A 26,860-nucleotide genomic window follows, 5' to 3' on the forward strand; every position below is an offset into this window, starting at 1 on the left:
GCAACTACGCGACGCCGGGCTCCTGCGAGCGGCTATACAGCATTTTGTAGACGGTTGCCGCGGCGGCCACCAGAGCGGGTACGCTGAGGATCATTAAAATACTGTCCGCCTGCCACTGCATCGAAAGAAGCTGGGCGCTGGTCATGGTTCCCGCCACGCCGCCAAAGCGGCCGATCCCCTGCATCCAGGCGATGCCCGTCGCGCGGCACTCGGTAGGGTAAAAGGTGGCGGCCAGGGTTTGCATGCCCGACTGCGCGCCGTTCATTGCGATCCCCATCAGGAAGATTAGCCCGCCAAACAGGGCGATATGATTATGCTCCATGCCGAGTAGCAGGATCAGCCCCATCGTCAGGATAAACCCGCCCGCGACCACCTTGTGCGCTTCCCAACGGTCCATCATCCAGCCCGCTAGCAGGATCCCGGCCGTGCCGCCGAAGGTGAACAGCGAGGTGAGCCAGGCTGACTCCGCCAGCGCATAACCCATCCCCTGCATTAGCGTCGGCATCCAGCTCAGCAGGACGTAGTAAATCACCAGCCCCATAAAATAGGTCACCCACAGCATCAGGGTGCCGGGCAGCCAGGGCATCGAAAACAGCTGCGACACGCTTCCTTTTTTAGACGCGACTTTCTCCTCCGCCAGGAAAAAGCCCGTGACGCTATCCAGCGTGCTGCGGGCGAACCGGTTGGCGATGCGGCGGACCTGCATGACATCTCTTCCGCGCTGCACCAGAAACTTCACCGACTCCGGCAACAGCAGCGCCAGCAGCAGCGTTAAAACCAGCGGCGCAATCGCGCCGGTCAGCAGTACGCTTCGCCAGCCGTGATGGGGGATAAGCCAGGACGAGATCGCGCCGCCGCCCGCCGCACCCAGAGGGAAACCGCAGTACATGGTGTTAATCGCCATGGCGCGACAGCGCTGGGGGGCAAACTCGGAGATAAGCGTAATGGCGTTGGGCATCGCAGCTCCGAGCCCGAGCCCCGTCAGGAAGCGCCACAGCGTCAGGGTATTCAGGCTTTGCGCCCAGGCCGTCCCCAGGCTCGCAAGGCCGAAGAACAGGCACGAAAAGACCAGCACGCGCTTGCGCCCCATCCGGTCCGATACCGGACCGGCAATCAGCGCGCCCAGCGACAGCCCCAGCAGCGCGGCGCTCAGCACCGGCCCCAGATCCTGTTTATGGATCCCCCATTCTGCCGACAGCGTAGGGGCGATGTAGCCCATCGCCGCCGTATCAAAGCCATCGATCGCCAGAACCAGAAAGCCCAGCACAATGAGCAGCCAGTGAAACCCTGAAAAGCGGCTGTCGTCGATCACCTGCTGAATATCCACCTTACCTGAATAGGTCATACGCTCCCCTCTGATGTGATGTTGTTTTTGTGTTCTTGTCTTTGCTTGTCTATACAATTGCGGGCGACAGGTAGATGTCAAATTTTCTTATCCAATATGTTATCTGGATGTTATTTTTGGCATAAAAAAGCGCCCGAGGGGGAGATCGGACGCGTGAGAAGAGGTGTTAACGAGGGATAATTCAGGCCGCGTTTCCCTGAGCAAGGGGAGCCAGCGCTGCCGGTAATTTGCTTAACTCCTGAACCAGAGAATCCCTGCTGATTTCGCTAATCGTTTTTGCACCGGTCAGCGTCATCGCTACCTTCATCTCTTTTTCGATCAGGTTAAGCAGATTCGCCACGCCCGCCTGGCCCGCGGTCGCCAGGGCGTACAGATACGCGCGCCCCAGCAGCACGCTGTCGGCACCCAGTGCAATCATGCGCACCACGTCCAGCCCGTTGCGGATCCCGCTGTCGGCCAGGATGGCAATATCGCCTTTCACCGCATCGGCAATGGCCGGCAGGGCGCGGGCGGAGGAGAGCACCCCGTCGAGCTGGCGGCCGCCGTGGTTAGAAACCACAATCCCGTCTGCGCCAAAGCGGACCGCATCGCGGGCATCTTCCGGGTCGAGGATCCCCTTGATCACCATCGGGCCATCCCAGAATTCGCGGATCCACTCCAGGTCTTTCCAGGAGATGGACGGATCGAAGTTGTTCGCCAGCCAGCCGATGTAATCCTCCAGCCCGGTGGGTTTACCCAGATACGCCGAGATATTCCCCAGATCGTGTGGACGACCGTTCAGGCCAACGTCCCACGCCCACTGCGGATGCGTTACCGCCTGCCAGTAGCGGCGGAGCGCCGCATTTGGGCCGCTCATGCCGGAGTGGGCATCACGATAGCGCGCGCCGGGGGTCGGCATATCGACGGTAAAGACCAGCGTGGAGCAGCCCGCCGCTTTGGCACGCTCGAGCGCGTTACGCATAAAGCCGCGATCGCGCAGGACGTACAGCTGGAACCACATCGGGCGTTTGATGGTTGGGGCGACCTCTTCAATCGGACAAACCGAGACGGTAGAGAGGGTAAACGGAATGCCTTTGGCATCCGCTGCAGCGGCGGCCTGCACTTCGCCACGGCGGGCATACATACCGCACAGGCCAACGGGCGCGAGCGCGACGGGCATGGAAAGCGTTTCGTTGAACAGTTTCGTCTCAAGGCTCAGGTCAGACATATTCTTCAGCACGCGCTGGCGCAGCGCCACCTCCGACAGGTCTTCCACATTGCGGCGCAGGGTGTATTCGGCATACGCCCCGCCGTCAATGTAGTGGAACAGGAACGGGGGCAAAATGCGCTGCGCCGCGGCGCGATAGTCACTGGCTGCTGAAATAATCATGCTTTGTTCTCCCTGGAAATATCACTGTCGCCTGGCAGACGGGTAATACGCGCCTGTCGGGCCTGGTCTTCATCGAATCGTTTGATGGTGGTATGCACGAAGCCCAGATGCGCCATCATCGCTTTGCGCGCGGCCTCGGCATCACCGGCAAGAATGGCGTTGAGCACCGCCTCGTGCTGTTCGGTCAGTTGGGCAAACACCGGCGGAACCAGATACATGCGCTGGCGGCTCTGCTTCACGGAGGATTGCAGCAGGTCGAAAAACCCGCGCATGGTCTGGAGCAGCACCACGTTGTGCGACGCCTCGGCAATCGCAAGGTGAAAACGGACGTCCGCCTGGGAGGCGATATCCGGGTCGCTGCTTTGCGTGGCCTCAAAGCAGGCGATGAGTTTCTCTTTGTCGGCGTCGGTTGCCCGCATGGCCGCGTGCCAGGCGGTACTGGTTTCGATGGCGTGGCGCGCTTCAAGGATGTCGAAGCTGTAGTCCGGGTCGTTCTCCATCAGCGTTTTCAGCGGCTGAACGATGTTTTGCTCGGACCAGTCGTCATGCTGCCAGCGCACAAAGGTGCCGCCGCCGCGACGGCTTACCAGTACCCCTTCGCTGACCAGCGTCGCCAGCGCCTCGCGCAGTGAATTGCGCGACACGCCAAGCTGGGCGGCGAGCTGGCGTTCGGCGGGCAACTTCATGCCCGCTTCCAGCTGTTGTTCTTCAATCAGCGCCCGCACGCGAGAGGCAATCTCGTCGGACAGGCGTCTGGGCATCACTATCATGGGATCATCCAGGTTAAGACATAGGCCTGCAGGGTGGTGATCACCCCGACCATGCAGGTGAATATCAGGCTGTGTTTCACGGTAAAGCGGAACAGATCCGACTCTTTACCGACCAGTCCCACCGCCGCACAGGCAATGGCAATGGACTGCGGGGAGATCATTTTCCCGGTCACGCCGCCCGTCGTGTTCGCGGCCACCAGCAGGACGTCCGATACGCCAATCTGCTGGGCTGCCGTTGCCTGCAGCGCGGCAAACAGGGCGTTAGACGAGGTATCGGACCCGGTCAGGAACACCCCCAGCCAGCCGAGGAACGGCGAGAAGAAGGTGAAGGCGTGGCTGGTATGGGCCAGCGCGAGCGCCAGCGTCGATGACAGTCCGGAGTAGTTCGAGATAAACGCGAACGCCAGCACCATGCCGATGGAGTAAATCGGCAGCATCAGCTCTTTAACGGTCGCCGCAAAGGTCTGTACCGCAGCCGCAGGCTTCATGCGCAGCCACACCACGGAAAGAATAGCGGCAAACAGGATGGCGGTCCCGGTGGCGGAGAACCAGTCGAATTTATAGACCGCGGCATACGGCGTGGCGGCGTGCACTACCGGCGGCATACGGGCGACCATCTTGTCGAGAAACGGCACGGAGATATTAATCACCATGTCGTACAGCGCGCCGCCAGGGGCGAACAGGGCTTTAAACGGCGGGATGCTCCACAGCGTGACCGTGGCGGTCAGGAACAGGAACGGCGACCAGGCGCGGATCACCTGTCCTGCGGTGTAGCCGGTGCGGGCCAGGGTTTGATCGACCTGCGAGGCGCCCATGTCGGCGAAGCGGAAAATACGGACCGGCTGCCAGCGTTTCAGGAACAGCGTCAGGCAGACCAGAGAAACCAGCGAAGAGATGATGTCCGGCAGCTCCGGGCCAAGGAAGTTCGAGCTGAGGTACTGGGCGATAGCGAACGAACCGCCCGCCACCATCACCGCAGGCCAGGTCTCCTTCACGCCGCGCCAGCCGTCCATAATCGCCATGATCCAGAACAGGACGATAATGGTCAGGAAGGGCAGCTGGCGGCCAACCATCTGGCCGATCTCGAAGCTGTCCAGCCCGGTGACCTGCCCGGCTACCAGAATCGGAATACCCATCGCGCCAAACGCAACCGGAGCGGTGTTCACAATCAGGCACAGACCTGCGGCATAGAGCGGGTTAAAGCCCAGACCCACCAGCAGCGCGGCGGTAATCGCCACCGGAGCGCCAAAACCTGCCGCACCTTCCAGAAACGCCCCGAAGGAGAAGCCAACAATCAGCATCTGCAGGCGTTGGTCCGGTGTAATGGAGAGAATCGACGAGCGGATAATGTCGAACTGCCCGGTTTTCACCGAGATTTTATACACAAAGACCGCGGCGATGATGATCCACGCAATCGGCCACAGGCCGTAGAAGAAACCGTAGACGACGGAGGCCAGCGCGCGATCGACCGGCATTTTGTAGAAGAACAACGCCACCATCAGGGCGATGGCAACGGTATACGTCGCGGCGAGGTAGCCCTTCAGCTTGAGCTTAATCAGCGCAAAGAAGAAGAACAGGATCGGAAGCGATGCGATCAGGCTCGACAGCCAGATATTTCCAGCCGGGTCGTAGTTTTGTTGCCAGAGGCTCATGCAGGTCTCCTGGGGACCAGACAGCCTGCGCTGCGGGTGAGTCTCCGCTCAACTCTGCGTCACAGGTTGTGTAAAAGTGGTCCTGCCAATGTTGTGTTGTAGGGTTAATGACAATGAATGGTTAACCAGATGTTATGAGCTAGCAATGGTTTTGTGAGCGGAAATAATGGAATTGTGAACCAGGGAAGAAAGAAAAGGGGGATTGGTTGGGCCAATTTGAAGCGGGGTGGGGCCTGATGCCCTCACCCCGGCCCTCTCCCACGGGAGAGGGGGAGGGGAAGAATGGTTAGAACGCGGTCTTACAAAAGCCCGTCATCTCTTTCAGGCCCATTTCGCGGCCAAGCTCGGTCATCGGGTGTACCACCACCAGACCGCGGACGCTTTTCTTCAGCTTGCCCATGTCGGCCTGTTCTTTTTTGGTGATCGCGCGGCGGTGCGGCATGTTCATCAGCTTCTGCGCTTCTTTACTCAGCTTCTGGCCTTTGACTTCGCGCAGGCGCTCGATTTCCGCTTCCAGCTTCGCGGTCTCTTTCTCAAGCTCGGCGTATTTCTCGGCGGAATCGACCAGCGACAGGCCAGCCATCTGGTGGCGGATGAGATCCAGGCGGTCGCTCAGGCGTTTAATTTCGTTCTTTTCGACTTCTTTCATAACAAATGACTCTGAAAACGGGGAATTTACAGGGAAGGATACACCAATGTGAGCAGGCTTACTTCTGAAACGCTTTTTTTAAGCTGATTCGGGAAATCAGCTCAGTCAGGGAGAGAACCATCGTGGAACGGACAACCTGTTGATAACGCAGCTTTTGCATCGCGTAAAGCTCAGGGTCGCTGTTATCAAAATGGGGAGCAGGGGGCAGCGCGGTAACGCAGTGCAGCTCGCCGAAGGGCCCCAGAATCTCATCGTCGGTAAAGGTATACTCGTTACCGTCATGATTGAGCTCTTCTCGCAGCGCCATCAACAGCTCCGCATCTTCATACTCTTGTCGGTTCAGCACGCCAAGACCATAAATCAGCTTCAGACGCACGGATAGATCGCCCAGCGGTCCGTCTCCGTCCAGTAACGGTTCTACAGCATATTTTACCGCGTAGTCGTCTTTGCGAAACACCTGAAGCACCAGGATATTCACCGCCTCGGTTAACAGCTCGACGGCGGCAATCAGGAAACTTCGTACGGTTTTGCCAGCATTCAGACGCTCAAGCACACGATTTTCAAAGGCCTGGGTTTGTTCCATTATTGCCTGCATATCTGACAATCTGTAATCAGGGCGCAGGCTAACCTGCGCCGCATTCTGCATCATTTGGTTGCGTTGTATGCGTTAACCGCCTCCGCAACCACGTCGCTGTTGGCGTCCAGACCGGAGATCTGCGCCAGCGCAGCCTGCGCGCCTTTATCATCAATCAGCTGAGCCAGCTCAATCGCCTGTGGGTCCTGCTCGCTGCGGTAGTGCATCGCTGCGGCAATCCCTTTCACCAGGTTGGCGTGCGGCAGGCCGTATTCCAGCGTGCCCAGCAGCGGCTTAATCAGGCGATCGCCCGCGCTCAGCTTACGCAGCGGCTGGCGGCCCACGCGCTCAACGTCATCTTTCAGATACGGGTTTTCAAAGCGACCGAGGATTTTCTGGATGTATGCTGCGTGTTTCTCAGCATCAAAACCGTAGCGTTTGATTAGCACCGCGCCGCTCTCTTCCATTGCCCCTTTTACCACCGCGCGGATCTTCTCATCGAGGATCGCGTCACGAATGGTCTGATGACCGGCCAATTTTCCGAGGTACGCGGTTATAGCATGCCCGGTGTTCAGCGTGAAGAGCTTGCGTTCGACAAATGCCATCAGGTTATCGGTTAATTCCATTCCCGGAATGGTCGGCAGGTCACCTTTAAACTGGGTTTTATCGACGATCCACTCGCTGAAGGTTTCCACGGTCACTTCCAGCGGGTCGTTGGTCGCGGATTCGGAAGGCGGAACGATGCGATCCACGGCGGAATCCACAAAACCCACGTGCGCTTCAACCCAGGCTTTGTCTTCGTCTGCCACCGCGTTAAGAACGTGGCCTTTCAGCTGCGTAGTGCCGCGCACCATGTTTTCACAGGCGATGATGTTCAGCGGGGTGTCGATGCCCTGCGCTTTACGTTTTGCCAAGCCTTTTGCAACCGCAGGGGCGATGCGCTCAAGGACGACCGGACCCACGGCGGTGGTGACCAGATCGACGCTGGCGATCAGGTCAATAACGTCTTCACCGATGCTGCTGACCGCGTTGACGCCGGATACCGTCTCAACCTGCTCGTTTTCGCCCACCACATGGACCTGATAGCTATGACGGGCATTCAGGGCATCCAGGACAACCTGATTCACATCGGCGAATGTCAGAGTAATGCCCGCGTCAGCAAGCAGTTTACCGATAAAACCACGACCGATATTACCTGCGCCAAAATGTAATGCTTTCATAGTGTTAACCTTCATCAATGTTTTTACCCGAGAGGGCTGGGGTGAGGAACGTTTTCCCCCTCACCCTAGCCCTCTCCCCGGAGGGAGAGGGAAGAGAACTTATTTGTTCAGCAGAGCCAGCACTTCTTCCACGCTGGTGGTATTGGCCAGACGCTCAATGACGGATTCATCATCCAGGGCGTTGGTCAGGCTGGTAATCACCTGAATGTGCTCGTTGTTGCGAGCGGCGATACCAATCACCAGACGAGCGATGTCGTCTTCTTCTTCACCGAAGCGCACGCCCTGCGGGTACTGACAGAATACGACGCCGGTTTTCAGGACGCGATCTTTCGCTTCAACCGTTCCGTGCGGCACCGCGATGGATTCGCCCAGGTAGGTTGGCGTCAGTTTTTCGCGTTCCAGCATCGCGTCGACATATTCAGGCTGAACGTAGCCGTCTTTCACCAGCTGCTCACCGGCAAAGCGAATCGCTTCTTCTTTGGTGGCCGCGGTACGACCGAGGAAAATATTCTCCGCACCCAGCTTAAACAGATGAGCATTGCTCTCGTCAAAACTGTCCTGCAGGCTGGAGCGCACTTTCACTTCGTTGTCTTCGTGACGCTGCGCGGCCACCAGACGTTCGGTCAGGCTGGTGTACAGGCCGCTGTCGAGGAAGTTGGTCAGCGAAATGTGCTGTGCCTGCGGCACCTGGCGCATGGCGCGTTCGGTCAGATCGCGGTGCGTGATGACCAGGTCAACATCCGGCGGCAGGCTGTTAATGGCGCTGTTGGTCACGGAGATGTTGGTCAGGCCCGCATCCTGCACTTTCTTACGTAGCACGCCTGCACCCATCGCGCTGGAACCCATACCGGCATCACAGGCAACGATGATTTTACGCACGTGGCTCAGGTCGTTAGAGACATCACCGGCTGCCAGTGGGGTTGCGCCTTTGGATTCGGCTTTCATATCGTGCATACGACGGGTCGCCGCTTCGATGTCATCATCTTCTTTCACTTTGCTGGTTTTCAGCAGGATAGAAGAGACCACGAAGGAGACGGCCATTGCCGCAAAAATAGCCGCGAGGTTCGCGAAGTAAGCGCCTTTTGGCGTCATCGCCAGTACCGCCAGGATAGAACCCGGAGAGGCCGGAGAAACCAGACCGCCGCCCAGCACGCTCAGGGTGAACACGCCGGTCATACCGCCGAGGATAACGGCCAGGATCAGACGCGGGTTCATCAGCACGTACGGGAAGTAAATTTCGTGGATACCGCCCAGGAAGTGGATTATCGCCGCGCCGCCAGCAGACTGTTTAGCGCTGCCACGGCCGAAGAAGATGTACGCCAGCAGAACGCCCATACCTGGACCCGGGTTAGCTTCAATCAGGAAGAAGATAGACTTGCCGAGATCGTGAGACTGCTGGATACCCAGCGGCGAGAAGATACCGTGGTTGATGGCGTTGTTAAGGAACAGGATTTTCGCCGGTTCAACGAAGATAGACGCCAGCGGCAGCATTTCGTGCGCCACCATGAAGTTAACGCCTGCCGCCAGAATTTTAGACAGCACTTCAACCGCAGGGCCAATGCCGAGGAACGCCAGAATGGCGAGGATCATCCCGATGATGCCCGCAGAGAAGTTGTTCACCAGCATTTCGAAGCCGGATTTGATCTTACCATCAACCCAGACGTCGAATTTCTTAATCGCCCAGCCGCCCAGAGGACCGGCAATCATCGCACCGAGGAACATCGGCATATCTGCACCGACGATAACGCCCATGGTTGTGATGGCACCCACTACGCCACCACGGTCACCGCCCACCAGACGACCCCCGGTGAAACCGATGAGCAGCGGCAGGAGATAGGTAATCATTGGGCCAACAAGTTTCGCCAGCGTCTCGTTAGGCAACCACCCTGTCGGAATGAACAATGCGGTGATGATACCCCACGCGATAAACGCGCCGATATTTGGCATCACCATGTTGCTGAGGAAACGACCAAAGCTTTGAACTTTGATCTTGAAATCGGATGACATAAAACACCCCTTCTTCTGTTTACGCTAAGGCTTATGGCCCGAGGTTTATTGTTAATGAGGCGGCAGAGGTAGCCGGGCCCTGTTCTGATGCTGTGAAATCTGGCACTGAATCGTTCAACTGTCCAGACAGTGAAAATTTATGTGATTCATGTCACGTAAATGTAGGGGGTGAGGATATCTATGAGGTGATCTGAATCACAAAAACGATGGGCAAAAAAAATACGATGGCGAGAAAAAAAGCAAAACACACCCTTTTGTGTGATTGTTGTCACGTTTTGTTATGGCGTGTTTGTTTCTGGATTGTGACTGATTTCACAAAATATTTTTATGCAGATTTCTCCGGCTGTGATCGACGGCAAACTCTGCATAGCGATTCAGCGCCAGGATGATATGGCACGACACGATAAGCTAAAAAACCACTTTTTCTGTGTGGTATGGCGAAAAGTTAAAAGGTGGATTACGCTCATATTGTAAGGTTAAGTCTATTATTATTCAGGATATATTTTGACACGCTTATAAACTTGCATGGAGATATTATAAAAACCCATACTCCCCGGCTCGGAAATAATAAGCACAACCCCGTGTTTATAAAAAATTAATTAGGTTGCGTACCGTTTTATTAATTTAATGAGTTGACGTTGTTTAAGTGAGGAGAATATGTTTCTCAACTATTTTGCGCTGGGCGTATTGATTTTTGTATTTCTGGTTCTCTTTTATGGAATCATCGCTATCCATGACATCCCTTATAATATGGCCAAAAAGCGTAACCACCCGCATGCCGATGCCATTCATACGGCAGGCTGGATTAGCCTGTTTACGCTTCATGCCATCTGGCCATTCCTGTGGATTTGGGCCACGCTGTACCGTGAAGATCGCGGCTGGGGTATGCAAAACCACATCACAAAGCCTGATGAGGTTCCGGGCATGGATGCGCTGGCCAAACGCGTGGCCGAATTAGAACAAAAGCTGGCCGCGGTAAAGCCTGCTGCTGATAAGACCACGCTGGAGCGCTAATCATGGATCTGTTGATTATTTTGACCTACGTGGCATTTGCCTGGGCCATCTTTAAAATATTCCGAATTCCGGTCAACCAGTGGACGCTTGCCACCGCAACATTAGGCGGCGTATTTATTGTTGCCGGACTTATTCTGTTAATGAACTATAACCACCCGTATACCTTTACGGCGCAAAAAGCGGTTATTTCTATTCCGATTACGCCGCAGGTTACCGGGGTGGTCAGCGAAGTGACAGATAAAAATAACCAGCTAATTAAAAAAGGCGAAGTGTTATTTAAACTTGATCCGGGCCGCTATCAGGCGCGCGTCGACAGACTCCAGGCCGACCTGGTAACCGCGACGCACAATATCGACAATCTGAAAGCGCAGCTGTCGGAAGCGGTTGCCAATACCACGCGCGTCTCCGCTGAGCGCGATCGCCTCTATAAAGATTATCAGCGCTACCTGAAAGGCAGCCAGGCGAAGGTCAATCCGTTCTCTGAAAGCGATATTGATAACGCGCGGCAAAACTATCTGGCGCAGGACGCCATGGTGAAAGGCTCCGTGGCTGAACAGGTGCAGATCCAAAGCCAGTTAGACAGCATGGTGAACGGCGAGCAGTCGCAGATTGCTTCGTTACGCGCCCAGCTTGCCGAAGCCAAATACAACCTGGATCAGACCGTGGTGCGTGCGCCGAGCGATGGTTACATCACCCAGGTGCTGATACGTCCGGGGACCTATGCCGCCGCGCTGCCGCTGCGTCCGGTGATGGTCTTTATCCCAGAACAGAAGCGTCAGATTGTGGCCCAGTTCCGCCAGAACTCGCTGCTGCGTCTGAAGCCAGGCGATGAAGCGGAAGTGGTGTTTAACGCGCTGCCGGGCCAGGTGTTCTCCGGGAAGCTCACCGCAATTCTGCCTGTGGTACCGGGAGGAACCTATCAGGCGCAGGGCGCGCTGCAGTCTCTGACGGTCACACCGGGTACGGATGGCGTGCAGGCCATCATAGAACTGAGCCCTGACGCTGAAGTCGATGCCCTGCCGGACGGTATCTATGCCCAGGTGGCGGTCTATTCGGACCATTTCGCCCACGTCTCGGTGATGCGTAAAGTACTGCTGCGCATGACCAGCTGGATGCACTACCTCTACCTCGATCACTAATCCTTCCAGGGCAGGAATGCGACATGCAGATCTGCCCTTTTTCCATCGCTTGATCCATACTGACTTTTTTCCGGCATCAAGGATCAGGCAATGAAACTCATCGGCAGCTACACCAGTCCCTTCGTGCGAAAAATCTCGATTCTCCTGCTGGAGAAGGGAATTGAATTTGAATTCGTGAACGAACAGCCCTACAACGCGGAAAACGGCGTCGCGCAGTACAACCCGCTGGGGAAAGTCCCGGCGCTGGTAACAGATGAGGGAGAATACTGGTTCGATTCCCCGATTATTGCGGAGTATATCGAGCTGCTGGGCGTTGCCCCGGCAATGCTGCCGGCTGACCCAAAAGCGGCGCTGGCGGTGAAGCAAATTGAAGCCCTGGCCGACGGTATTATGGATGCGGCATTAACCTCCGTACGGGAACAGGCAAGGCCCGCTGCCCAGCAGTCGGAAACGGAACTGTTACGCCAGCGGGAAAAAATCAGCCGCAGCCTGGACAGGTGTGAACAGCTTATCCGGGAGGGAAAGATCGACACCGACAGCCTGAACCTGGGGACCATCGCCATCGCCTGCGCGATTGGCTATCTCAACTTCCGCCACGTCTCCCCGGGCTGGTGCGTCGACCGTCCGCTGCTGGTGAAGCTTGCAGACACGCTGTTTAGCCGCGAAAGCTTTGCCCGTACAGAACCGCCAAAGGCTTGACGCGGGTTATAACACTTCGGCGTCGGAGGCGGTACAATCCCTCTACATGTTAACTCCCTCTCCCGTCGGGAGGGGGGAAGATATTTATTCGCCAGGCGCTTTCATGACTACTCATCGTTCGCTGTACAGCCAGATCCCCGCTACCGACCGTCTCCTTCGCGAGCCCCGCATTCATGCTGTTGTTGAGCGCTTCGGCCATACCGCGACGGTGGAAATGTTACGCCTGCTTCAGGACGAAGCCCGATGCGCTATTCAGTCAGAAAACGTCTTGCCCGACTGGTGCACGGCGTGGGAGCAGGAAGTTGAACGCCGGCTGGATGAGAAAGCGCAAAGCGCGTTACGCCCGGTGATTAACCTGACCGGTACCGTACTGCATACCAACCTGGGCCGCGCGCAGCAGGCAGAAGAGGCTGTCGAGGCGGTTGTACAGGCCATGCAAGCGCCTGTAACGCTGGAGTACGATCTGGACGGCGCCGGACGCGGGCATCGCGACCGCGCGCTGGCGGAGCTGCTGTGCCGGCTGACCGGCGCGGAAGATGCCTGCATTGTGAATAACAACGCCGCAGCGGTGCTGCTGATGCTGGCGGCCACCGCCAGCGGCAAAGAGGTGGTAGTGTCCCGCGGCGAGCTGGTGGAGATTGGCGGGGCGTTTCGTATTCCTGACGTGATGCGCCAGGCGGGCTGTACGCTGCATGAGGTGGGTACCACTAACCGTACTCATGCGAAAGACTATCGCGCGGCGGTAAATGAAAATACCGCCCTGCTGATGAAGGTTCACACCAGCAATTACCATATTGAAGGCTTCACCAAAACGGTTGAAGAGGCGGAGCTGGCGGCGATTGGGCGCGAACTGAATATACCGGTGATTGCCGATCTTGGCAGCGGCTCGCTGGTTGATCTGAGCCTTTACGGGCTGCCAAAAGAGCCGATGCCGCAGGAGATGATTGCGGCGGGCGTTAGCCTGGTCAGTTTTTCCGGCGACAAACTGCTGGGCGGGCCGCAGGCCGGGATTATCGTCGGCAAGCGCGAGCTGATTGCGCAGCTGCAGCAGCATCCGCTCAAGCGCGCCCTGCGCGCCGATAAAATGACGCTTGCCGCGCTGGAGGCGACGCTGCGGCTCTATCTCCACCCGGAAAAACTGGCCGACCGCCTGCCCACGCTGCGCCTGTTAAGCCGTGATGCCGCCTCGATTCGCGCCCAGGCCGAACTTCTGCTGCCGCGCGTCGCCGCGCACTACTCTGATTTTGACGTTCGCATTGAGCCCTGCCAGTCGCAGATTGGCAGCGGTTCGCTGCCGGTGGACAGGCTGCCGAGTGAAGCGCTGACGTTCACGCCGCGTGACAGGCGCGGCGGCCATCTGGAAGCCCTGTCGTCGCGCTGGCGGGGTCTCTCGACGCCGGTTATCGGGCGGATTTACGATGGCCGAATGTGGCTGGATCTGCGCTGCCTTGAAGATGAAGAGCGATTTCTGGAGATGTTGTTGAAATGATTATTGCCACCGCCGGTCACGTTGACCACGGAAAAACCACGTTACTGCAGGCCATTACCGGGGTAAACGCCGATCGCCTGCCGGAAGAGAAAAAGCGCGGCATGACCATCGATCTGGGCTATGCCTACTGGCCCCAGCCTGATGGCCGCGTGCTGGGCTTTATTGATGTGCCGGGGCATGAAAAGTTTCTGTCTAACATGCTGGCGGGGGTAGGCGGCATCGATCATGCCCTGCTGGTGGTGGCCTGTGATGATGGCGTTATGGCGCAAACCCGCGAGCATCTGGCGATCCTGCAACTGACCGGCAATCCGCAGCTGACCGTGGCGCTGACCAAAGCCGATCGCGTGGATGACGCACGCGTCAGCGAGGTGCGCGAAGCGGTGCAGGCGACCTTACGTGAATATGGCTTTGCCGATGCAGCGCTTTTTGTCACCGTGGCGACCGAAGGGCGAGGTATCGACGAACTTCGCCACCACTTGCAGCACCTTTCATCACGTGACCACGCCAGCCATCACCGTTTCCGTCTGGCGATTGACCGGGCGTTTAGCGTGAAAGGGGCGGGTCTGGTGGTCACCGGGACGGCGCTCAGCGGCGAGGTGAAAGTAGGCGATAGCTTATGGCTGACGGGCGTGAATAAACCGATGCGCGTGCGCGGCCTGCATGCTCAAAACCAGCCCACAGAGCAGGCTCACGCCGGGCAGCGGATCGCGCTGAACATTGCCGGGGATGCGGAAAAAGAGCAGCTTAACCGCGGCGACTGGCTGCTGGCCGATGCCCCGCCGGAACCGTCTGAACGCGTCATCGTCTCCCTGCAGGCAAACGTGCCTCTGACCCAATGGCAGCCGCTGCATATTCACCACGCGGCCAGCCATATCACCGGGCGCGTGTCGCTGCTGGAAAACGATCTCGCCGAGCTGGTATTCGATTCACCGCTCTGGCTGGCAGACAACGATCGTCTGGTTCTGCGTGACATTTCTGCAAGGGAAACGCTGGCCGGGGCGCGCGTGGTGGCGCTTAACCCACCCCGACGCGGCAAGCGTAAGCCGGAATATCTGCAGTGGCTGGCCGCGCTGGCGCAGGCCAGAGAGAATAACGCCGCGCTGCGGGTACACCTCGATCGCGGAGCGGTGAGCCTGCGTGATTTTGCATGGGCACGCCAGCTGAGCGGGGAAGGCTTACGGCAGCTGACTCAGGAGCCGGGCTTTATTCAGGCTGGAGACAGCCTGCTCAATGCCCCGGTTGCTGCGCAATGGCAGCGTAAGATACTGAACACGCTTGCGACTTACCACGAACAGCATCAGGACGAGCCTGGCCCGGGCCGTGAGCGTCTGCGGCGCATGGCGCTGCCGATGGAAGACGATGCGCTGGTGCTGCTGCTGATTGAAAACATGCGCGAAAGCGGGGCGATCAAAAGCCACCACGGCTGGCTGCATCTGCCGGATCACAAGGCCGGGTTCACCGCCGAGCAAGAGGCCATATGGCAAAAAGCCGCCCCGCTGTTTGGCGATGAGCCGTGGTGGGTTCGCGATCTGGCTCGCGAAACCAACACCGACGAGCAGGTGATGCGCCAGGTATTGCGCCATGCGGCGCAGCAGGGGCTAATAGTCGCGATCGTGAAAGATCGTTATTACCGTAACGATCGTATTGTGGCGTTTGCCAACCTGATCCGCGAGCTGGATCAGGCGCGCGGCTCGACCTGCGCAGCGGATTTCCGCGATCGGCTGAACGTGGGCCGCAAGCTGGCGATCCAGATCCTGGAGTATTTCAACCGCATCGGCTTTACCCGCCGTCGCGGTAACGATCACCTGTTGCGCGATTCGTTATTATTTCCTGAAACTCCGTGACCTCCGTCGTAAACACCGTTACCGGTTGGCGAGAAAATCGCCAGCCGGAACTACCCTTGTTGTACACCAACAGCAAGGAGACGGACATGACAAACAATCCTCCCTCATCGCGTATCCAGCCCGGCGAGTATGGTTTTCCACTCAAGCTGAAGCCTCGTTATGACAACTTTATTGGCGGCGACTGGGTCGCTCCCGTCGACGGCGAATACTATTCCAACCTGACTCCCGTTACCGGCCAGCCGCTGTGCGAAATTGCCAGCTCCGGCAAGCGTGATATCGACCTGGCGCTGGATGCGGCACACAAAGCGAAAGAAAAATGGGCTCACACCTCCGTGCAGGACCGGGCGGCGATCCTGTTCAAAATCGCCGACCGGATGGAGCAGAATCTGGAGCTGCTGGCGACGGCTGAAACCTGGGATAACGGCAAGCCGATACGGGAAACGATGGCGGCAGACGTGCCGCTGGCCATTGACCACTTCCGCTATTTTGCTTCCTGCATTCGCGCTCAGGAGGGCGGGATCAGCGAAGTTGACAGCGATACCGTGGCGTATCACTTCCACGAACCGCTGGGCGTCGTCGGGCAAATCATTCCGTGGAACTTCCCGCTGCTGATGGCGAGCTGGAAAATGGCGCCCGCGCTGGCGGCGGGAAACTGCATTGTGCTGAAACCGGCGCGTCTGACCCCTCTCTCGGTGCTGCTGCTGATGGAAATCGTTGGCGATCTTTTGCCGCCGGGCGTGATTAACGTGGTTAACGGCGCGGGCGGGGAGATAGGGGAATATCTGGCTACCTCAAAACGGATCGCCAAAGTGGCGTTTACCGGGTCGACGGAGGTGGGCCAGCAGATCATGCAGTACGCCACGCAGAACATTATCCCGGTGACCCTCGAGCTGGGCGGGAAATCCCCGAACATCTTCTTCGCAGACGTAATGGAGGAAGAGGATGCCTTCTTCGATAAAGCCCTGGAAGGGTTTGCGCTGTTTGCGTTTAACCAGGGCGAAGTCTGCACTTGCCCAAGCCGTGCGCTGGTACAAGAGTCCATCTACGAGCGCTTTATGGAGCGGGCGATTCGGCGCGTTGAGTCTATCCGCAGCGGTAACCCGCTTGATAACGCCACGCAGATGGGGGCGCAGGTCTCGCATGGACAGCTGGAAACTATCCTCAACTACATTGATATCGGCAAGAAAGAGGGGGCGGATATTCTCACCGGCGGGCGTCGTAAGGTACTCGGTGGGGATCTGCAGGACGGGTATTATCTGGAGCCGACGATCCTGTTCGGTCAAAACAACATGCGCGTCTTCCAGGAAGAAATTTTCGGACCGGTACTGGCCGTGACCACCTTCAAAACGATGGAGGAGGCGCTGGAGATTGCCAACGACACGCCGTATGGCCTGGGAGCAGGCGTCTGGAGCCGCAACGGTAATCTGGCCTATAAAATGGGCAGAGGCATTCAGGCCGGGCGCGTATGGACCAACTGCTACCACGCCTATCCTGCGCACGCGGCATTTGGCGGTTATAAGCAATCGGGCATCGGGCGTGAAACCCACAAGATGATGCTGGAGCATTATCAGCAGACGAAATGTTTGCTGGTCAGCTACTCCGATAAGCCGTTGGGGCTGTTCTAATCACCCAGCTCAGGCCGTCCATGCACGGCCTGAGCAATTTGCTGGCGCAGGCAGTTCAGAACCCCATCCAGTACGTATTGCACGCGCCAGGGCTGGTATTCGCGTTTGCGGAAGATGGCCGTCAGATCGAGCCACCACTCTTCCTGATGCGGGAAGCAGGGGACCAGCATCCCCTGCGTTAATTCTTTTTTCAGACTTTCTTTTGGTGCAAAAACAATCCCAAGATTATTTCTTGCCAGCTCCAGAGCCGTCTGCGTATTGTCGCAAATATAATTACCGGTCACCCGGTAGTCATGCACGTCATCACTGCCATGCACTCGGAAACGCCAGATGTTGGCATCATCAACCAGCATGGAATCAATGAGAATACAGGAGTGATTAATTAAATCTTCCGGTCCCGTTAACGGGTGTTTATTTAAATATTCCACGGTTGCGAAGGCCGTAACGGAATATTGTGTCAGAACGCTGGCAACCAGACTTTCGTCTTTTGGCTGCGCATAAGTAATTAAAATGTCGCAGTCATCCGGAAAGGAAACGCCTTCTGAAAATTCATTCCGGTCCAGGTTGTAGGTTTTCAAAGAGATGCGAATGTCACCGATGTCTTCTATCTGATGGATCACGTGTCGCGCCAGGTAGGTCACGATGCCGGTTGGGGCATAGATCGTCACTTTTCCGCGCTTTTCGTGCTTATAATCCGCAATGAAATTCACAAGCTGGCTGTTCTTATCCAGTGTTGCATTAACGTAAGGGAGCAACGCTTCACCAAACTGGGTCAGGGCAAGCTGGCGCGTGGTGCGCTCAAAAACCTTGAGTCCAACCCGCGTTTCAAAATCAGACAGATATTTACTGACGTTGGCCTGCGCCATGCCCAGCAGGGCGGCGGCATCACCAATGCTGTGGGTGGCTGCAATGACGGAGATAATTTTTAATTCGCGTGGCTTTAGCTGTAATGTACTCATCATGCACACCCATCTATATGATTTTATATATAATATTATATAAACCGCAGCGTTGCATTGGCAATTTTGTAACCATTATTATGCGCCTCGCTTGTTTGGCATTTAAATGGATTACATAGAATGACTATTAAATACAATTTACTCATCGCTGCCACGTTATTTGCATCAACGTCTGCCATGGCTGGTGATTTTTCACTTGGAGCGGGGGCTGTATTTAATGAGTCTCCTTACAGAGGCTATAACGAAAATACTACCGCAGTACCGTTAATTAGCTACGAAGGCGATCGCTTTTATGTTCGCCAGACCACGGGTGGATGGATCCTGTGGAAAGACGCAAAAAATGAACTCAGCCTGACCGCAACCTGGATGCCACTGCATTTCGATCCTGATGACAACGACGACCATCAGATGAAGCAGCTTGATGAGCGTAAAGCATCTGCATTCCTCGGCGGGGCGTACTACCGCCACGAAAGCTGGGGGTCGCTGAAAGTGGCCGTTTCTGGCGATGCGATGGATGAAAGCGGCGGCGTGGTGGGCGAGGTATCGTACTTCCGTCCGATCAAAATGGAGCGCCTGACCCTGACACCTACTGTTGGTGTTTTCTATAGCGACGAAAGCTATAACGACTACTACTACGGCGTATCCGGCAGCGAGTCTCGCCGCTCCGGACTGGATCAATACACCGCTGGCGACAGTTGGACGCCATACGTTGGCCTCGCGGCTAAATATCAGTTAACCCAGAATCTGTACCTCAACGCCAGCGCGATTTACACCGTGTTGCCTGACGACGTGAAGAACAGCCCGATGATCGACCGCGATGACAGCTTCGCGCTAATGACCGGCCTGACCTGGCGTTTCTGATGCGGTAAAGCCGGGGGGCAGGTTCGCCTTACCCGGCCTACGATCGTGCCTGTCGAGCAGTTCCTGCTGCATATCCGGGATCTGAATCGGCCAGCATATGCCTCTCTACTGCTCCGCAATGGGCAAGATCTACATGGCGTTGAGATCCAACCTTTGACGCGGAACACCATCACTGAACTGAGCGCCATGTATGATGAGCTGGTGTTTGATATCCACGGCCGCGTTCCGTATGCGATCTCAAAAGAGCTGGGTTTTAACGTACGAGAGGCGTAACAGATGAACCGATTTATCATGGCTGATGCGGAAAAATGCATCGGGTGCCGCACCTGTGAAGCGGCCTGTGCGGTCGCGCATCAGGATGACTTCACCGCAGAGGCTTTTACCTCTCGCCTGCGGGTGGTGAAGGGGGACGCCTACACTACGGCTGTGGGTTGCCATCAGTGCGAGGACGCCCCCTGTGCCAATGTCTGCCCAACCCATGCCATCAGACGTACGGCAGGCGCCTGGCTTGTTGAGCAGACGCGCTGTATTGGCTGTAAAAGCTGCATGGTCGCCTGTCCGTTTGGGGCGATGCAGGTACGGCTGGAGGGAAACAGGCCACAAGCGCTGAAATGTGATTTATGTGTGCAGCGCGAAGGCGGACCGGCCTGCGTGGAGGCCTGTCCAACCCACGCGCTGCGCTGCGTTGATCCTGCCAGTATTCGGGCTGAAAAGCTTACTGCATTTTATTGAAATTCCACGTAAACGTCAGGCTGTAGCGCCAGTCTCTGTTGCGACTGTCTGTCGGAACATCCCCGACGGGTCTTGCCGCCTCAACCGTGATGCTATAGTGGCGGGTATCGCCTACCATCACGCCGGCCGCCACTGACCCGAGCCGCTGATGAGGCAAGCCGGAGGTGTTAAACCAGGTTTGCGCGGTATCGGCCAGGATGTAGGGCTGGATAGTGGCAAGCCAGGTGCTCTCTTTTCGCATCTGCATATAGCGCAGTTCTACCTGCCCGCCGTAGCCGTAGTCACCGCTTGCTTCACTGTCCTGATATCCTCGGCCAAACCGCTGGGCTCCGAAACTAACGCGTTCGGGTTCTGGCAACGTGTTGTTTGACCAGTCCCCCTCCCAGGACGTTGATAGCCGCCATTTATCGGCAAACAGCCAGGCTGCGTCCAGATAGCTTTTCGTGAGCGTAAAATTAATATCGGGCCTGGGGGCCGAGACGATATCGGCACCCATCGCATCAATCCCCTGACGAACGTTGAGTCGGCCGCTGATGCTGGCGGTTGTGAATTGATGTGCACCGTTGATGCCGACTTCCAGGGCGGGATAACGCGCGTGCTGGTTGACGGAGTCAAGGCTATAGGTTTTGCCCTGCAGTCTGGCCTGCAGAGCGTAATCATCCTGGCGGTCGGTGTAATCAAAACCGCTGGTCAGATTAATTTGTGATTTTTGCGTCAGCAGCAGGGGATAGCCAAACGTCACGCCGCCGTTGTATTGCGTTGTTTTTTGCTTCGAATCGACGCTGATATTATTCGGCAAAGAGAGCAGGGGAGAAAAATCTCGCGGCTCTTCATGGTAATAGCTGCCTTTGAGCTGCATCGTCAGCCCTTCATCGTTTAAAAACTGCTGCCAGTTGAGCCCGACATAGTTTTTTCGCGTGTTGCTATCTAACGGCACAAGCGTGGCCACGCCAAGCTGATCGCCATAGCTTGTCATGTTGCTGAGCGTGCCGTTCAGCATCATTAAATCTTGCCCTTTACGGGTATCAATCGTCGAGGCGATATTCCAGCTCCGCTCCTGGTTGCCGGTGATTTGCATCGCCGCCGCGCCATAGATATTGGTTGGCAGCTGCGCGTTAGCCGTAACCGGAACGTTCGGGGTGCGCGTCATCAGCTGGCTGTAGCGATCGAACGTATCCTGAGACAGCGGTTTTTCCGCCATGATTTTTTCGGACAAACGTTTAAGACGTTCGGCGATGTGCGGGTTATTACTGGTGATGTCGCTATGAGCGACATAGCCTTCAACCAGAACAATTTTAATATTGCCCTGCTGGAAATTATTATCGGGCAGCCAGGCATAGGAGAGTGGAAAACCGTCGGCCTTATAGCGTTCCGTAATATCGTTTATCAGCCCCGTGAGCGTTTTTAGCGGCACGGTTTTTCCGGCGTAAGGCCTGAAGGGCTGAAGTAATTCCTTCAAGGGATAACGCGTGCCGCCAATAAACTGAATGTGATTAATGGTAATGGGCGTTTCAGGCGTCAGCGTTGACTTCGGTTTTTCTATTTTGACGTTCGGTTGTTGAACGGCTTCAGTCTGTTCGGGGGCAACGTTACGAGAAACTTGCGCCGGGTTATCGGGGTTAATAATAGAGGGCAGAGTATCGGCGCGGGCCATGCTCAGCACAACCAGCCCCGTCAGCGAAAAAAGGAAGTGGTGTTTCATCGCGCAATCCCTGTTCGTCATCCCCGGTTGGGGTAAGTGTCGCTGAATAAAGCGCCCCTGAACCAGGGGCGCAGACAGGCAATAAAAGGATTACTGTTTTGGTGTCAGTAGACTCGAGGTTAACGTGTTGAGCCCGTTAATCGGGTTTGTCGTAGATGTGTTTTGGGTTGTGCCTGCATTGGCCGTTACACCCGCAGTCAGCGTATTGAGGGTGGTATTGACTGTTGTGCTCAGGCTATTGTTTGTGGCTGTTACATTGGCATCGGCCGTCAGAGATCCTGAGCCGCTGCCTCCGGTGGTTGATGTGGGTTTCACTAGCGTACCGCTATCCGTGACCGTCTGGCCGACATTTTGAACGACCTGACCGACACCGCTAAGCCCGCTATTGCTGCTGCTAATGTTGGTCCCCACGCCGCTGACGGTGCCACCCACCTGAGTCAGCAGACCGTTGACCGGTGTGCCGAGACCCGTTGTGGTGCCTACGGTTTGCGTCACGCCTTGTACTCCGCCCAGCGTCTTGTTAGCCAGGGTCGTGGTATCGGTTGTTACCTGAGTGACTGCGGGGCTGCTTACCGTGTTGGTGAGACCCGTGCCGGTGTTACTGACCAGTTGCCCGGTACTGTTTACCACGCTGCCCGTCAGGCCGGTTACGCCGCTGACCGGTGTTCCGGAAGTGGAACTCGCCAGACCCGTGCCTACCGTTGAAACGGTATTGCCGAGGGAGGTGACCGACGTGGTCACGCCTTTAACCGTTGTACCCACACCGTTCGGGTTGTTTGGATCGCCAACGCCAGTCGTAACGCCTGTCCCCACGGTGGACACGGCACTGCCAACACCGCTGACGGTGGTTGAAACGGTTGACGTGACGGGATTATTTGTTGGAAGCTGGCTTCCGAGGCCATCCACAGTGGATCCGACGCTGGTCACGGTTTCACCAGCATCACCCAGTATCGTATTTACGCCTGCGGTAGTTGTTCCTCCACTGCCCCCTGAGCCTGAGCCTGAACCAGAACCCGTTCCGCCACCAGCGCCTGTCCCGGTACCTGAACCCGTTCCGGTGCCCGATCCGTTGCTGCCCGAACCGCCATTGCTCGCGGTTGTGCCACTTCCATCATCTGAGCCGCTGCTGCTTCCCGTTGCAGGGTTATTTTTGGCTGTTGAGTGAGATCCGCCACCGCTTCCACTACAGGCAGAAAGAGAGAACGCGAGCAGTACCGCAACAGCAATAGCGCTGATGCGACTAACATTATTAGGTAGCATATGAATACTCCACGCAAAAGAACGCCGAGCGGCGTATTAGTGAGTATATGCAGTATTTTTAAATATGCATGAAAGTGGCTGAAGAAGGTATTTTTCTTCGGTGTAGGTGGTTATTTAAAATAACAATAAGTTAGGGTGTTTAATCGGTGCTTAATTATTGAGAGAGTAGTTAGCGGGCGTAAATTAAAGGAATATTCCTAAGAAAACTCAATGGGGATGATAAATGAAACGCTACAGGATATATCCTTATTGTAAGATTCAGATCACGGAAAAATAAGGCTCTTCATTTGAAGAGCCTAATTATTTAACAATTGCCTTCGAGCCAGGCTTTTTCGATTTCTTCGGCGAGAATTTTAACCCCCGCTTCGATTTTTTCCGGGTCGGGGACGTAGTTCATGCGCATGCACTGATGGGTATGCGGCCATGGCTTATCCAGTCCCGGGAAGAAATAATCGCCCGGAACCATCAGCACGCCGCGCTTTTTAAGGCGCTGGTAGAGCAGTTCGGTAGTGATAGGCAAATCCTTAAACCACAGCCACAGGAAAATCGCTCCTTCAGGCTTGTGGATCAGGCAGCGTTCTTCCGGCAAATAGCGGCGAATTGTCGCGATTGTTTCCTGAACTCGCTGGTAATAGAAAGGCTTAATCACGTCATTCGACAGACGCAGCAGATCCTTGCGTTTGATCATCTCGCACATCATCGCCGGGCCAATGCCGCCCGGTGAAAGGCTGATAATACCGTTCATATTGGTAATGGCGGTGATGATTTTCTCATTGGCGATGATGATGCCGCAGCGGCTGCCCGGCAGGCCCAGCTTAGAGAGGCTCATGCACAGGACAATGTTCGGGTTCCACAGCGGACGTGCTTCGCTGAAGATAATGCCCGGGAACGGTACGCCGTAGGCGTTATCGATTACCAGCGGAATGCCGTGCTGATTTGCCAGTGCATCCAGCTTCATCAGTTCGTCATCGGTGATCACATTGCCCGTTGGGTTAGTCGGGCGCGATACGCAGATCATGCCCGTCTCTTCACCAATATGCAGGTGTTCAAAATCGACGTGATATTTGAACTGGCCTTCCGGCAGCAGCTCGATGTTCGGGCGCGCGGAGACGAACAGATCCTCTTCCAGGCCGGAATCGGCATAGCCGATATACTCCGGCGCCAGCGGGAACAGCACTTTTTTGGTGGTGCCGTCGGCGCGACGCCCTGCGAACAGGTTAAACAAGTAGAAAAATGCGCTCTGGCTGCCGTTTGTTAGTGCAATATTCTGTGGTTCGATATCCCAGCCCAGCTCGTCACGCAGCATTTCGGCGAGGAGTGCCAGCAGTTCGGTTTTACCCTGCGGGCCGTCGTAATTGCAAAGCGCATCGGTTGCTTTGCCGCTTTCCAGCATCTGAGCGAGCAGCGTCTGGAAATAGGTCGTCATCTCCGGAATTTGAGCCGGGTTTCCGCCGCCGAGCATGATTGCGCCCGGTGTGCGCAGCCCGTCGTTGAGGTCCTCCATCAGGCGAGTAATGCCTGAATGGCGGGTAAATTTGTCGCCGAAAAGTGAAAACGTCATAGCAGGTGATCTGTCGAGCTTATTTTGAAAGTGGGTAACCATAACGCTAGCACCGTGTTGGTGCAAATCGGGTGGTGTGGTCGGATTTGTAGTTTTATAGGGCGGGAGTGGATTTGTGTAGTGAATAGTTCTGGAGCTCCTCCCCTCTCCCCATGGGGAGAGGGTTAGGGTGAGGGGTATGATCTACTGATTCCCCGCCCAGACGACCATCACCTTATCGCCATCATGTTCACGTACGAAGCCATACCCCTCTTTCAGCGACAGCGTGGTTTGTTTGCCTTCACCAATCGCCGGGTGGCGGGCGCGGAACTGACCCAGCGTTTGCCAGTGGGCGACGGTTAAGGCCTGCTTGCCCGTGACGTCCTGCCAGTTCATATCCGAGCGGGTGCCCTGCAGCGGGTCGGAGCCTGTCGGCCCGAATGGGCGCTCGGACTCATCCCCGTAATAGATTTGCACGCTGCCCGGTGCGAGCAGAAGCAGCTCCGCCGCGCGCGGGCCCCCTTCGCGGAACAGGCGCGTATCGTGGGATGAGAGATAGCTCAGCACGTTGAAGCTTTGCAGCTTCTCCGCCATCTGCTGCCAGGTGAGATCCATATCGGCCAGACAATCCACCGCTTTTGCCGCCTGCTCCTGATAATCAAAGTTAATCATCGCGTCAAAACCATGGCGGTAATAATCGCTCTGCATGACGCCGTGGCCCCAGGATTCCCCGGTCATCCAGAACGGTGCATTATCGAGCTTTTTATCCGGGTGAGCGCCTTTCCAGGCAGCCAGCGCCTGGCTTGCCTGGTCTTTCAGCTGTTGCCAGGCCGCAAGCTCAACGTGTTTTGCGGTATCCACCCGGAAACCGTCGATGCCGTAGTCACGCACCCACTGGCTGAGCCAGTGGGTCAGGTAGTCGCGCGGGGTATAGCCCGGAATAGCTTTCGCGTGGGTATCGGGCTTGTGTTGATAGAAATTGGGTAACCCGGAAGGGACGGTGGATTCCGTTTTCAGGTCGGGCAAGAACGCCAGCGACATCGTTAAATCGTCGAAGCCGGGATTATCGTAATCACCGATGTCGGTACGGATCCATTTCTTACCCCACCATTTTTCCCATGCGGCCTTGTCGCTGAATTTGATGTAGTCGTTGAAGCTATGCCAGCTTTGTCCCGCGCCCGGCTTCCAGTCCGTCGAGCGTTCTCCCAGCGTCTTTTTCAGCTCGTCCCCCTGCAGGTACAGGGCTCCAAACTGATACTCCTGCATGTCTGCAAGCGTGGCATAGCCAGCGTGGTTCATAACGATATCGAACAGAATGCGGATCCCGCGCTTGTGCGCTTCGTCGACAAGATGGCGTAAATCATCTTCGGTGCCCATGTTGGCGTCGAGTTTTGTCCAGTCCTGGGTGTAGTAGCCGTGATAGGCGTAGTGAGGAAAATCTCCTTTGGTGCCACCGCCGACCCAGCCGTGGATCTGCTCAAGCGGGGAGCTTATCCAGAGCGCGTTCACTCCCAGCTGCTGCAGGTAGTCGAGCTTGCCGGCGAGTCCCTTGAGGTCACCACCGTGGAAGGTGCCAATCTCCTGCATGCCGTCTTTATGGCGACCGTAGCTGTTGTCGTTACCCGGGTCACCATTCGCATAGCGGTCGGTCAGCACAAAATAGACGGTGGCATTTTGCCAGCTAAACGGCGCAGGCTTGTCGGTTTCGGCGCGCTCAAGCAGCAGCAGGCCGTTACTGTTGACGGCTGGCTGCAGAGTGATGTTTCCATTCTGCACCGTCGCCGTCTGTTTACTGTAGTAGTCGCGCACGACGGAGCCTTCCGGGAAGGTATGGCTGACGTCCAGCGTCAGCGGCTTACCGTCCCACTTCGGACACTGACGGATGACGTTTGCAACCGGCTGTTCTGCGGCGCTCAGAATCGTCAGCAGCAGGGTGGGCGTGCCGGAGCGGGTATCAATCCGCATCTGGTATTCACCGTCGCGGAAAAGGCGCCACTGCGGCGGCGTGCCGTCACAGGGCTTGAGCGACAGCATCTCATTGAGTTTTATCGCGCCTGTAGGCTGCCAGCACGTCTTGTCAAAACTCAGCGTAAGAGGACGCGTACCCTTCGCAAGCTTTGCCTGGCTGGTGAAGACCCCGGTGCCTTCGGCGCTAAATGCGCTAAACCCTGGCGATGACCAGTCGGCATGCGCCAGTGCGGGTAACATCAGAAAGGCTAATGCGGTACGTTTCATTCCTTTTTCCTGTCGCGGCATTTTTGACCAGTGTGCCATCAGACAAGGGGCAAAAACTCATCCCCTGTCGCTTTCCGCCAGGAGGATGCGTGAGGATGAGTGATCTCGCGCAAAATTAGGCAGTTATCTGCGATAGCGCACACAGTTTTTGTGGAATGATGTTTTTATGAGCAAG

22 protein-coding genes and 1 pseudogene are annotated in these 26,860 nt (G+C 56.5%); 9 read left to right on the top strand and 14 right to left on the bottom strand.

The features are described 5' to 3' along the window. Positions 1 to 4: 4 nt before the first annotated feature. The 8 genes from USH94_RS13755 to USH94_RS13790 all read right to left on the bottom strand — a co-directional run bounded on the left by USH94_RS13755 (position 5) and on the right by USH94_RS13790 (position 9,586). The gene (locus USH94_RS13755) at positions 5 to 1,345 is read right to left on the bottom strand and encodes an MFS transporter (RefSeq protein WP_111964316.1); all 1,341 of its coding nucleotides are present in this window, start codon (positions 1,343 to 1,345) and stop codon (positions 5 to 7) included. A gap of 181 nt (positions 1,346 to 1,526) precedes the next feature. After that, positions 1,527 to 2,714, bottom strand: a complete 1,188-nt coding sequence (gene lldD, locus USH94_RS13760) for a quinone-dependent L-lactate dehydrogenase (RefSeq protein ID WP_008502721.1) — start codon at positions 2,712 to 2,714, stop codon at positions 1,527 to 1,529. Continuing rightward, a complete protein-coding gene (lldR, locus tag USH94_RS13765) occupies positions 2,711 to 3,484 on the bottom strand; it encodes a transcriptional regulator LldR (protein ID WP_023294814.1) in 774 nt (257 codons plus the stop codon). Before lldR ends, lldD begins: the two co-directional genes overlap by 4 nt. Continuing rightward, a complete protein-coding gene (gene lldP / locus USH94_RS13770; protein WP_023309919.1) occupies positions 3,481 to 5,136 on the bottom strand; it encodes an L-lactate permease in 1,656 nt (551 codons plus the stop codon). The genes lldR and lldP overlap by 4 nt, the downstream gene beginning before the upstream one ends. Positions 5,137 to 5,422: 286 nt before the next feature. Further along, the gene (locus USH94_RS13775) at positions 5,423 to 5,785 is read right to left on the bottom strand and encodes a YibL family ribosome-associated protein (protein ID WP_008502724.1); all 363 of its coding nucleotides are present in this window, start codon (positions 5,783 to 5,785) and stop codon (positions 5,423 to 5,425) included. 58 nt (positions 5,786 to 5,843) lie between these two features. Beyond that, entirely contained in the window at positions 5,844 to 6,434 is a 591-nt protein-coding gene (mtlR, locus tag USH94_RS13780) for a mannitol operon repressor MtlR (RefSeq protein WP_111964317.1), read from the bottom strand. Further along, entirely contained in the window at positions 6,431 to 7,594 is a 1,164-nt protein-coding gene (mtlD, locus tag USH94_RS13785) for a mannitol-1-phosphate 5-dehydrogenase (RefSeq protein ID WP_111964318.1), read from the bottom strand. Before mtlD ends, mtlR begins: the two co-directional genes overlap by 4 nt. Before the next feature lie 84 nt (positions 7,595 to 7,678). Further along, positions 7,679 to 9,586 (bottom strand): PTS mannitol transporter subunit IICBA, encoded by a 1,908-nt coding sequence (locus tag USH94_RS13790; RefSeq protein ID WP_111964319.1) that lies wholly within the window; start codon positions 9,584 to 9,586, stop codon positions 7,679 to 7,681. Positions 9,587 to 10,243: 657 nt separating this feature from the next. On the opposite strand from USH94_RS13790, the gene USH94_RS13795 reads away from it, so the two are divergent. The 6 genes from USH94_RS13795 (at position 10,244) to aldB (ending at position 17,396) form a co-directional block, all read left to right on the top strand. Next, positions 10,244 to 10,600, top strand: coding sequence for a DUF3302 domain-containing protein (locus USH94_RS13795; RefSeq protein WP_111964320.1), 357 nt, complete (start codon positions 10,244 to 10,246; stop codon positions 10,598 to 10,600). 2 nt (positions 10,601 to 10,602) lie between these two features. Further along, complete coding sequence (locus USH94_RS13800; protein WP_021242439.1) at positions 10,603 to 11,739, top strand: HlyD family secretion protein; 1,137 nt, start codon at positions 10,603 to 10,605, stop codon at positions 11,737 to 11,739. 90 nt (positions 11,740 to 11,829) lie between these two features. Next, positions 11,830 to 12,438, top strand: coding sequence for a glutathione S-transferase (locus USH94_RS13805; RefSeq protein WP_111964321.1), 609 nt, complete (start codon positions 11,830 to 11,832; stop codon positions 12,436 to 12,438). Between the two features lie 103 nt (positions 12,439 to 12,541). Next, complete coding sequence (gene selA, locus USH94_RS13810; RefSeq protein ID WP_111964322.1) at positions 12,542 to 13,927, top strand: L-seryl-tRNA(Sec) selenium transferase; 1,386 nt, start codon at positions 12,542 to 12,544, stop codon at positions 13,925 to 13,927. Next, entirely contained in the window at positions 13,924 to 15,771 is a 1,848-nt protein-coding gene (gene selB, locus USH94_RS13815) for a selenocysteine-specific translation elongation factor (RefSeq protein ID WP_111964323.1), read from the top strand. Before selA ends, selB begins: the two co-directional genes overlap by 4 nt. An 86-nt stretch (positions 15,772 to 15,857) precedes the next feature. Further along, on the top strand, positions 15,858 to 17,396 hold the full coding sequence (gene aldB, locus USH94_RS13820) for an aldehyde dehydrogenase AldB (protein WP_111964324.1): 1,539 nt from the start codon (positions 15,858 to 15,860) through the stop codon (positions 17,394 to 17,396). Here aldB and USH94_RS13825 read toward each other — a convergent pair. Then, positions 17,393 to 18,358, bottom strand: coding sequence for a LysR family transcriptional regulator (locus tag USH94_RS13825; RefSeq protein WP_111964325.1), 966 nt, complete (start codon positions 18,356 to 18,358; stop codon positions 17,393 to 17,395). The two genes, aldB and USH94_RS13825, sit on opposite strands and share 4 nt — an antisense overlap. A 117-nt stretch (positions 18,359 to 18,475) precedes the next feature. On the opposite strand from USH94_RS13825, the gene USH94_RS13830 reads away from it, so the two are divergent. The 3 genes and pseudogenes from USH94_RS13830 to USH94_RS13840 all read left to right on the top strand — a co-directional run bounded on the left by USH94_RS13830 (position 18,476) and on the right by USH94_RS13840 (position 19,948). Beyond that, the gene (locus USH94_RS13830; protein WP_111964326.1) at positions 18,476 to 19,216 is read left to right on the top strand and encodes a MipA/OmpV family protein; all 741 of its coding nucleotides are present in this window, start codon (positions 18,476 to 18,478) and stop codon (positions 19,214 to 19,216) included. A gap of 85 nt (positions 19,217 to 19,301) precedes the next feature. Next, positions 19,302 to 19,489: pseudogene (locus USH94_RS22545) on the top strand (IclR family transcriptional regulator C-terminal domain-containing protein); the annotation flags it as partial. A gap of 3 nt (positions 19,490 to 19,492) precedes the next feature. After that, positions 19,493 to 19,948, top strand: a complete 456-nt coding sequence (locus USH94_RS13840) for a 4Fe-4S dicluster domain-containing protein (RefSeq protein WP_111964327.1) — start codon at positions 19,493 to 19,495, stop codon at positions 19,946 to 19,948. Here USH94_RS13840 and USH94_RS13845 read toward each other — a convergent pair. From USH94_RS13845 to USH94_RS13865, 5 genes are all read right to left on the bottom strand, one after another. Beyond that, positions 19,932 to 21,650 (bottom strand): ShlB/FhaC/HecB family hemolysin secretion/activation protein, encoded by a 1,719-nt coding sequence (locus tag USH94_RS13845; protein WP_111964328.1) that lies wholly within the window; start codon positions 21,648 to 21,650, stop codon positions 19,932 to 19,934. The genes USH94_RS13840 and USH94_RS13845 overlap by 17 nt on opposite strands. A gap of 90 nt (positions 21,651 to 21,740) precedes the next feature. Further along, positions 21,741 to 22,577 carry a collagen-like triple helix repeat-containing protein gene (locus USH94_RS13850; protein WP_240168103.1) on the bottom strand — a complete coding sequence of 279 codons (837 nt, stop codon included), beginning with the start codon at positions 22,575 to 22,577 and terminating at the stop codon, positions 21,741 to 21,743. A gap of 29 nt (positions 22,578 to 22,606) precedes the next feature. Then, complete coding sequence (locus USH94_RS13855) at positions 22,607 to 22,897, bottom strand: hypothetical protein (RefSeq protein WP_111964329.1); 291 nt, start codon at positions 22,895 to 22,897, stop codon at positions 22,607 to 22,609. 317 nt (positions 22,898 to 23,214) lie between these two features. Beyond that, positions 23,215 to 24,471, bottom strand: coding sequence for a valine--pyruvate transaminase (avtA, locus tag USH94_RS13860; protein ID WP_111964330.1), 1,257 nt, complete (start codon positions 24,469 to 24,471; stop codon positions 23,215 to 23,217). A 183-nt stretch (positions 24,472 to 24,654) separates the two neighbouring features. Continuing rightward, positions 24,655 to 26,685, bottom strand: a complete 2,031-nt coding sequence (locus USH94_RS13865) for an alpha-amylase (RefSeq protein ID WP_111964331.1) — start codon at positions 26,683 to 26,685, stop codon at positions 24,655 to 24,657. Between the last annotated feature and the right edge of the window lie 175 nt (positions 26,686 to 26,860).

The sequence above is a fragment of the Enterobacter sp. 148H3 genome (assembly GCF_034107425.1).
Lineage (GTDB): Bacteria > Pseudomonadota > Gammaproteobacteria > Enterobacterales > Enterobacteriaceae > Enterobacter > Enterobacter vonholyi.

Coding starts and splice junctions, on each gene's coding strand:
- USH94_RS13755 (WP_111964316.1), bottom strand. CDS start 1,345: ATGACCTATTCAGGTAAGGTGGATATTCAGCAGGTGATCGACGACAGC.
- lldD (WP_008502721.1), bottom strand. CDS start 2,714: ATGATTATTTCAGCAGCCAGTGACTATCGCGCCGCGGCGCAGCGCATT.
- lldR (WP_023294814.1), bottom strand. CDS start 3,484: ATGATAGTGATGCCCAGACGCCTGTCCGACGAGATTGCCTCTCGCGTG.
- lldP (WP_023309919.1), bottom strand. CDS start 5,136: ATGAGCCTCTGGCAACAAAACTACGACCCGGCTGGAAATATCTGGCTG.
- USH94_RS13775 (WP_008502724.1), bottom strand. CDS start 5,785: ATGAAAGAAGTCGAAAAGAACGAAATTAAACGCCTGAGCGACCGCCTG.
- mtlR (WP_111964317.1), bottom strand. CDS start 6,434: ATGATGCAGAATGCGGCGCAGGTTAGCCTGCGCCCTGATTACAGATTG.
- mtlD (WP_111964318.1), bottom strand. CDS start 7,594: ATGAAGGTTAACACTATGAAAGCATTACATTTTGGCGCAGGTAATATC.
- USH94_RS13790 (WP_111964319.1), bottom strand. CDS start 9,586: ATGTCATCCGATTTCAAGATCAAAGTTCAAAGCTTTGGTCGTTTCCTC.
- USH94_RS13795 (WP_111964320.1), top strand. CDS start 10,244: ATGTTTCTCAACTATTTTGCGCTGGGCGTATTGATTTTTGTATTTCTG.
- USH94_RS13800 (WP_021242439.1), top strand. CDS start 10,603: ATGGATCTGTTGATTATTTTGACCTACGTGGCATTTGCCTGGGCCATC.
- USH94_RS13805 (WP_111964321.1), top strand. CDS start 11,830: ATGAAACTCATCGGCAGCTACACCAGTCCCTTCGTGCGAAAAATCTCG.
- selA (WP_111964322.1), top strand. CDS start 12,542: ATGACTACTCATCGTTCGCTGTACAGCCAGATCCCCGCTACCGACCGT.
- selB (WP_111964323.1), top strand. CDS start 13,924: ATGATTATTGCCACCGCCGGTCACGTTGACCACGGAAAAACCACGTTA.
- aldB (WP_111964324.1), top strand. CDS start 15,858: ATGACAAACAATCCTCCCTCATCGCGTATCCAGCCCGGCGAGTATGGT.
- USH94_RS13825 (WP_111964325.1), bottom strand. CDS start 18,358: ATGATGAGTACATTACAGCTAAAGCCACGCGAATTAAAAATTATCTCC.
- USH94_RS13830 (WP_111964326.1), top strand. CDS start 18,476: ATGACTATTAAATACAATTTACTCATCGCTGCCACGTTATTTGCATCA.
- USH94_RS13840 (WP_111964327.1), top strand. CDS start 19,493: ATGAACCGATTTATCATGGCTGATGCGGAAAAATGCATCGGGTGCCGC.
- USH94_RS13845 (WP_111964328.1), bottom strand. CDS start 21,650: ATGAAACACCACTTCCTTTTTTCGCTGACGGGGCTGGTTGTGCTGAGC.
- USH94_RS13855 (WP_111964329.1), bottom strand. CDS start 22,897: ATGTTAGTCGCATCAGCGCTATTGCTGTTGCGGTACTGCTCGCGTTCT.
- avtA (WP_111964330.1), bottom strand. CDS start 24,471: ATGACGTTTTCACTTTTCGGCGACAAATTTACCCGCCATTCAGGCATT.
- USH94_RS13865 (WP_111964331.1), bottom strand. CDS start 26,685: ATGAAACGTACCGCATTAGCCTTTCTGATGTTACCCGCACTGGCGCAT.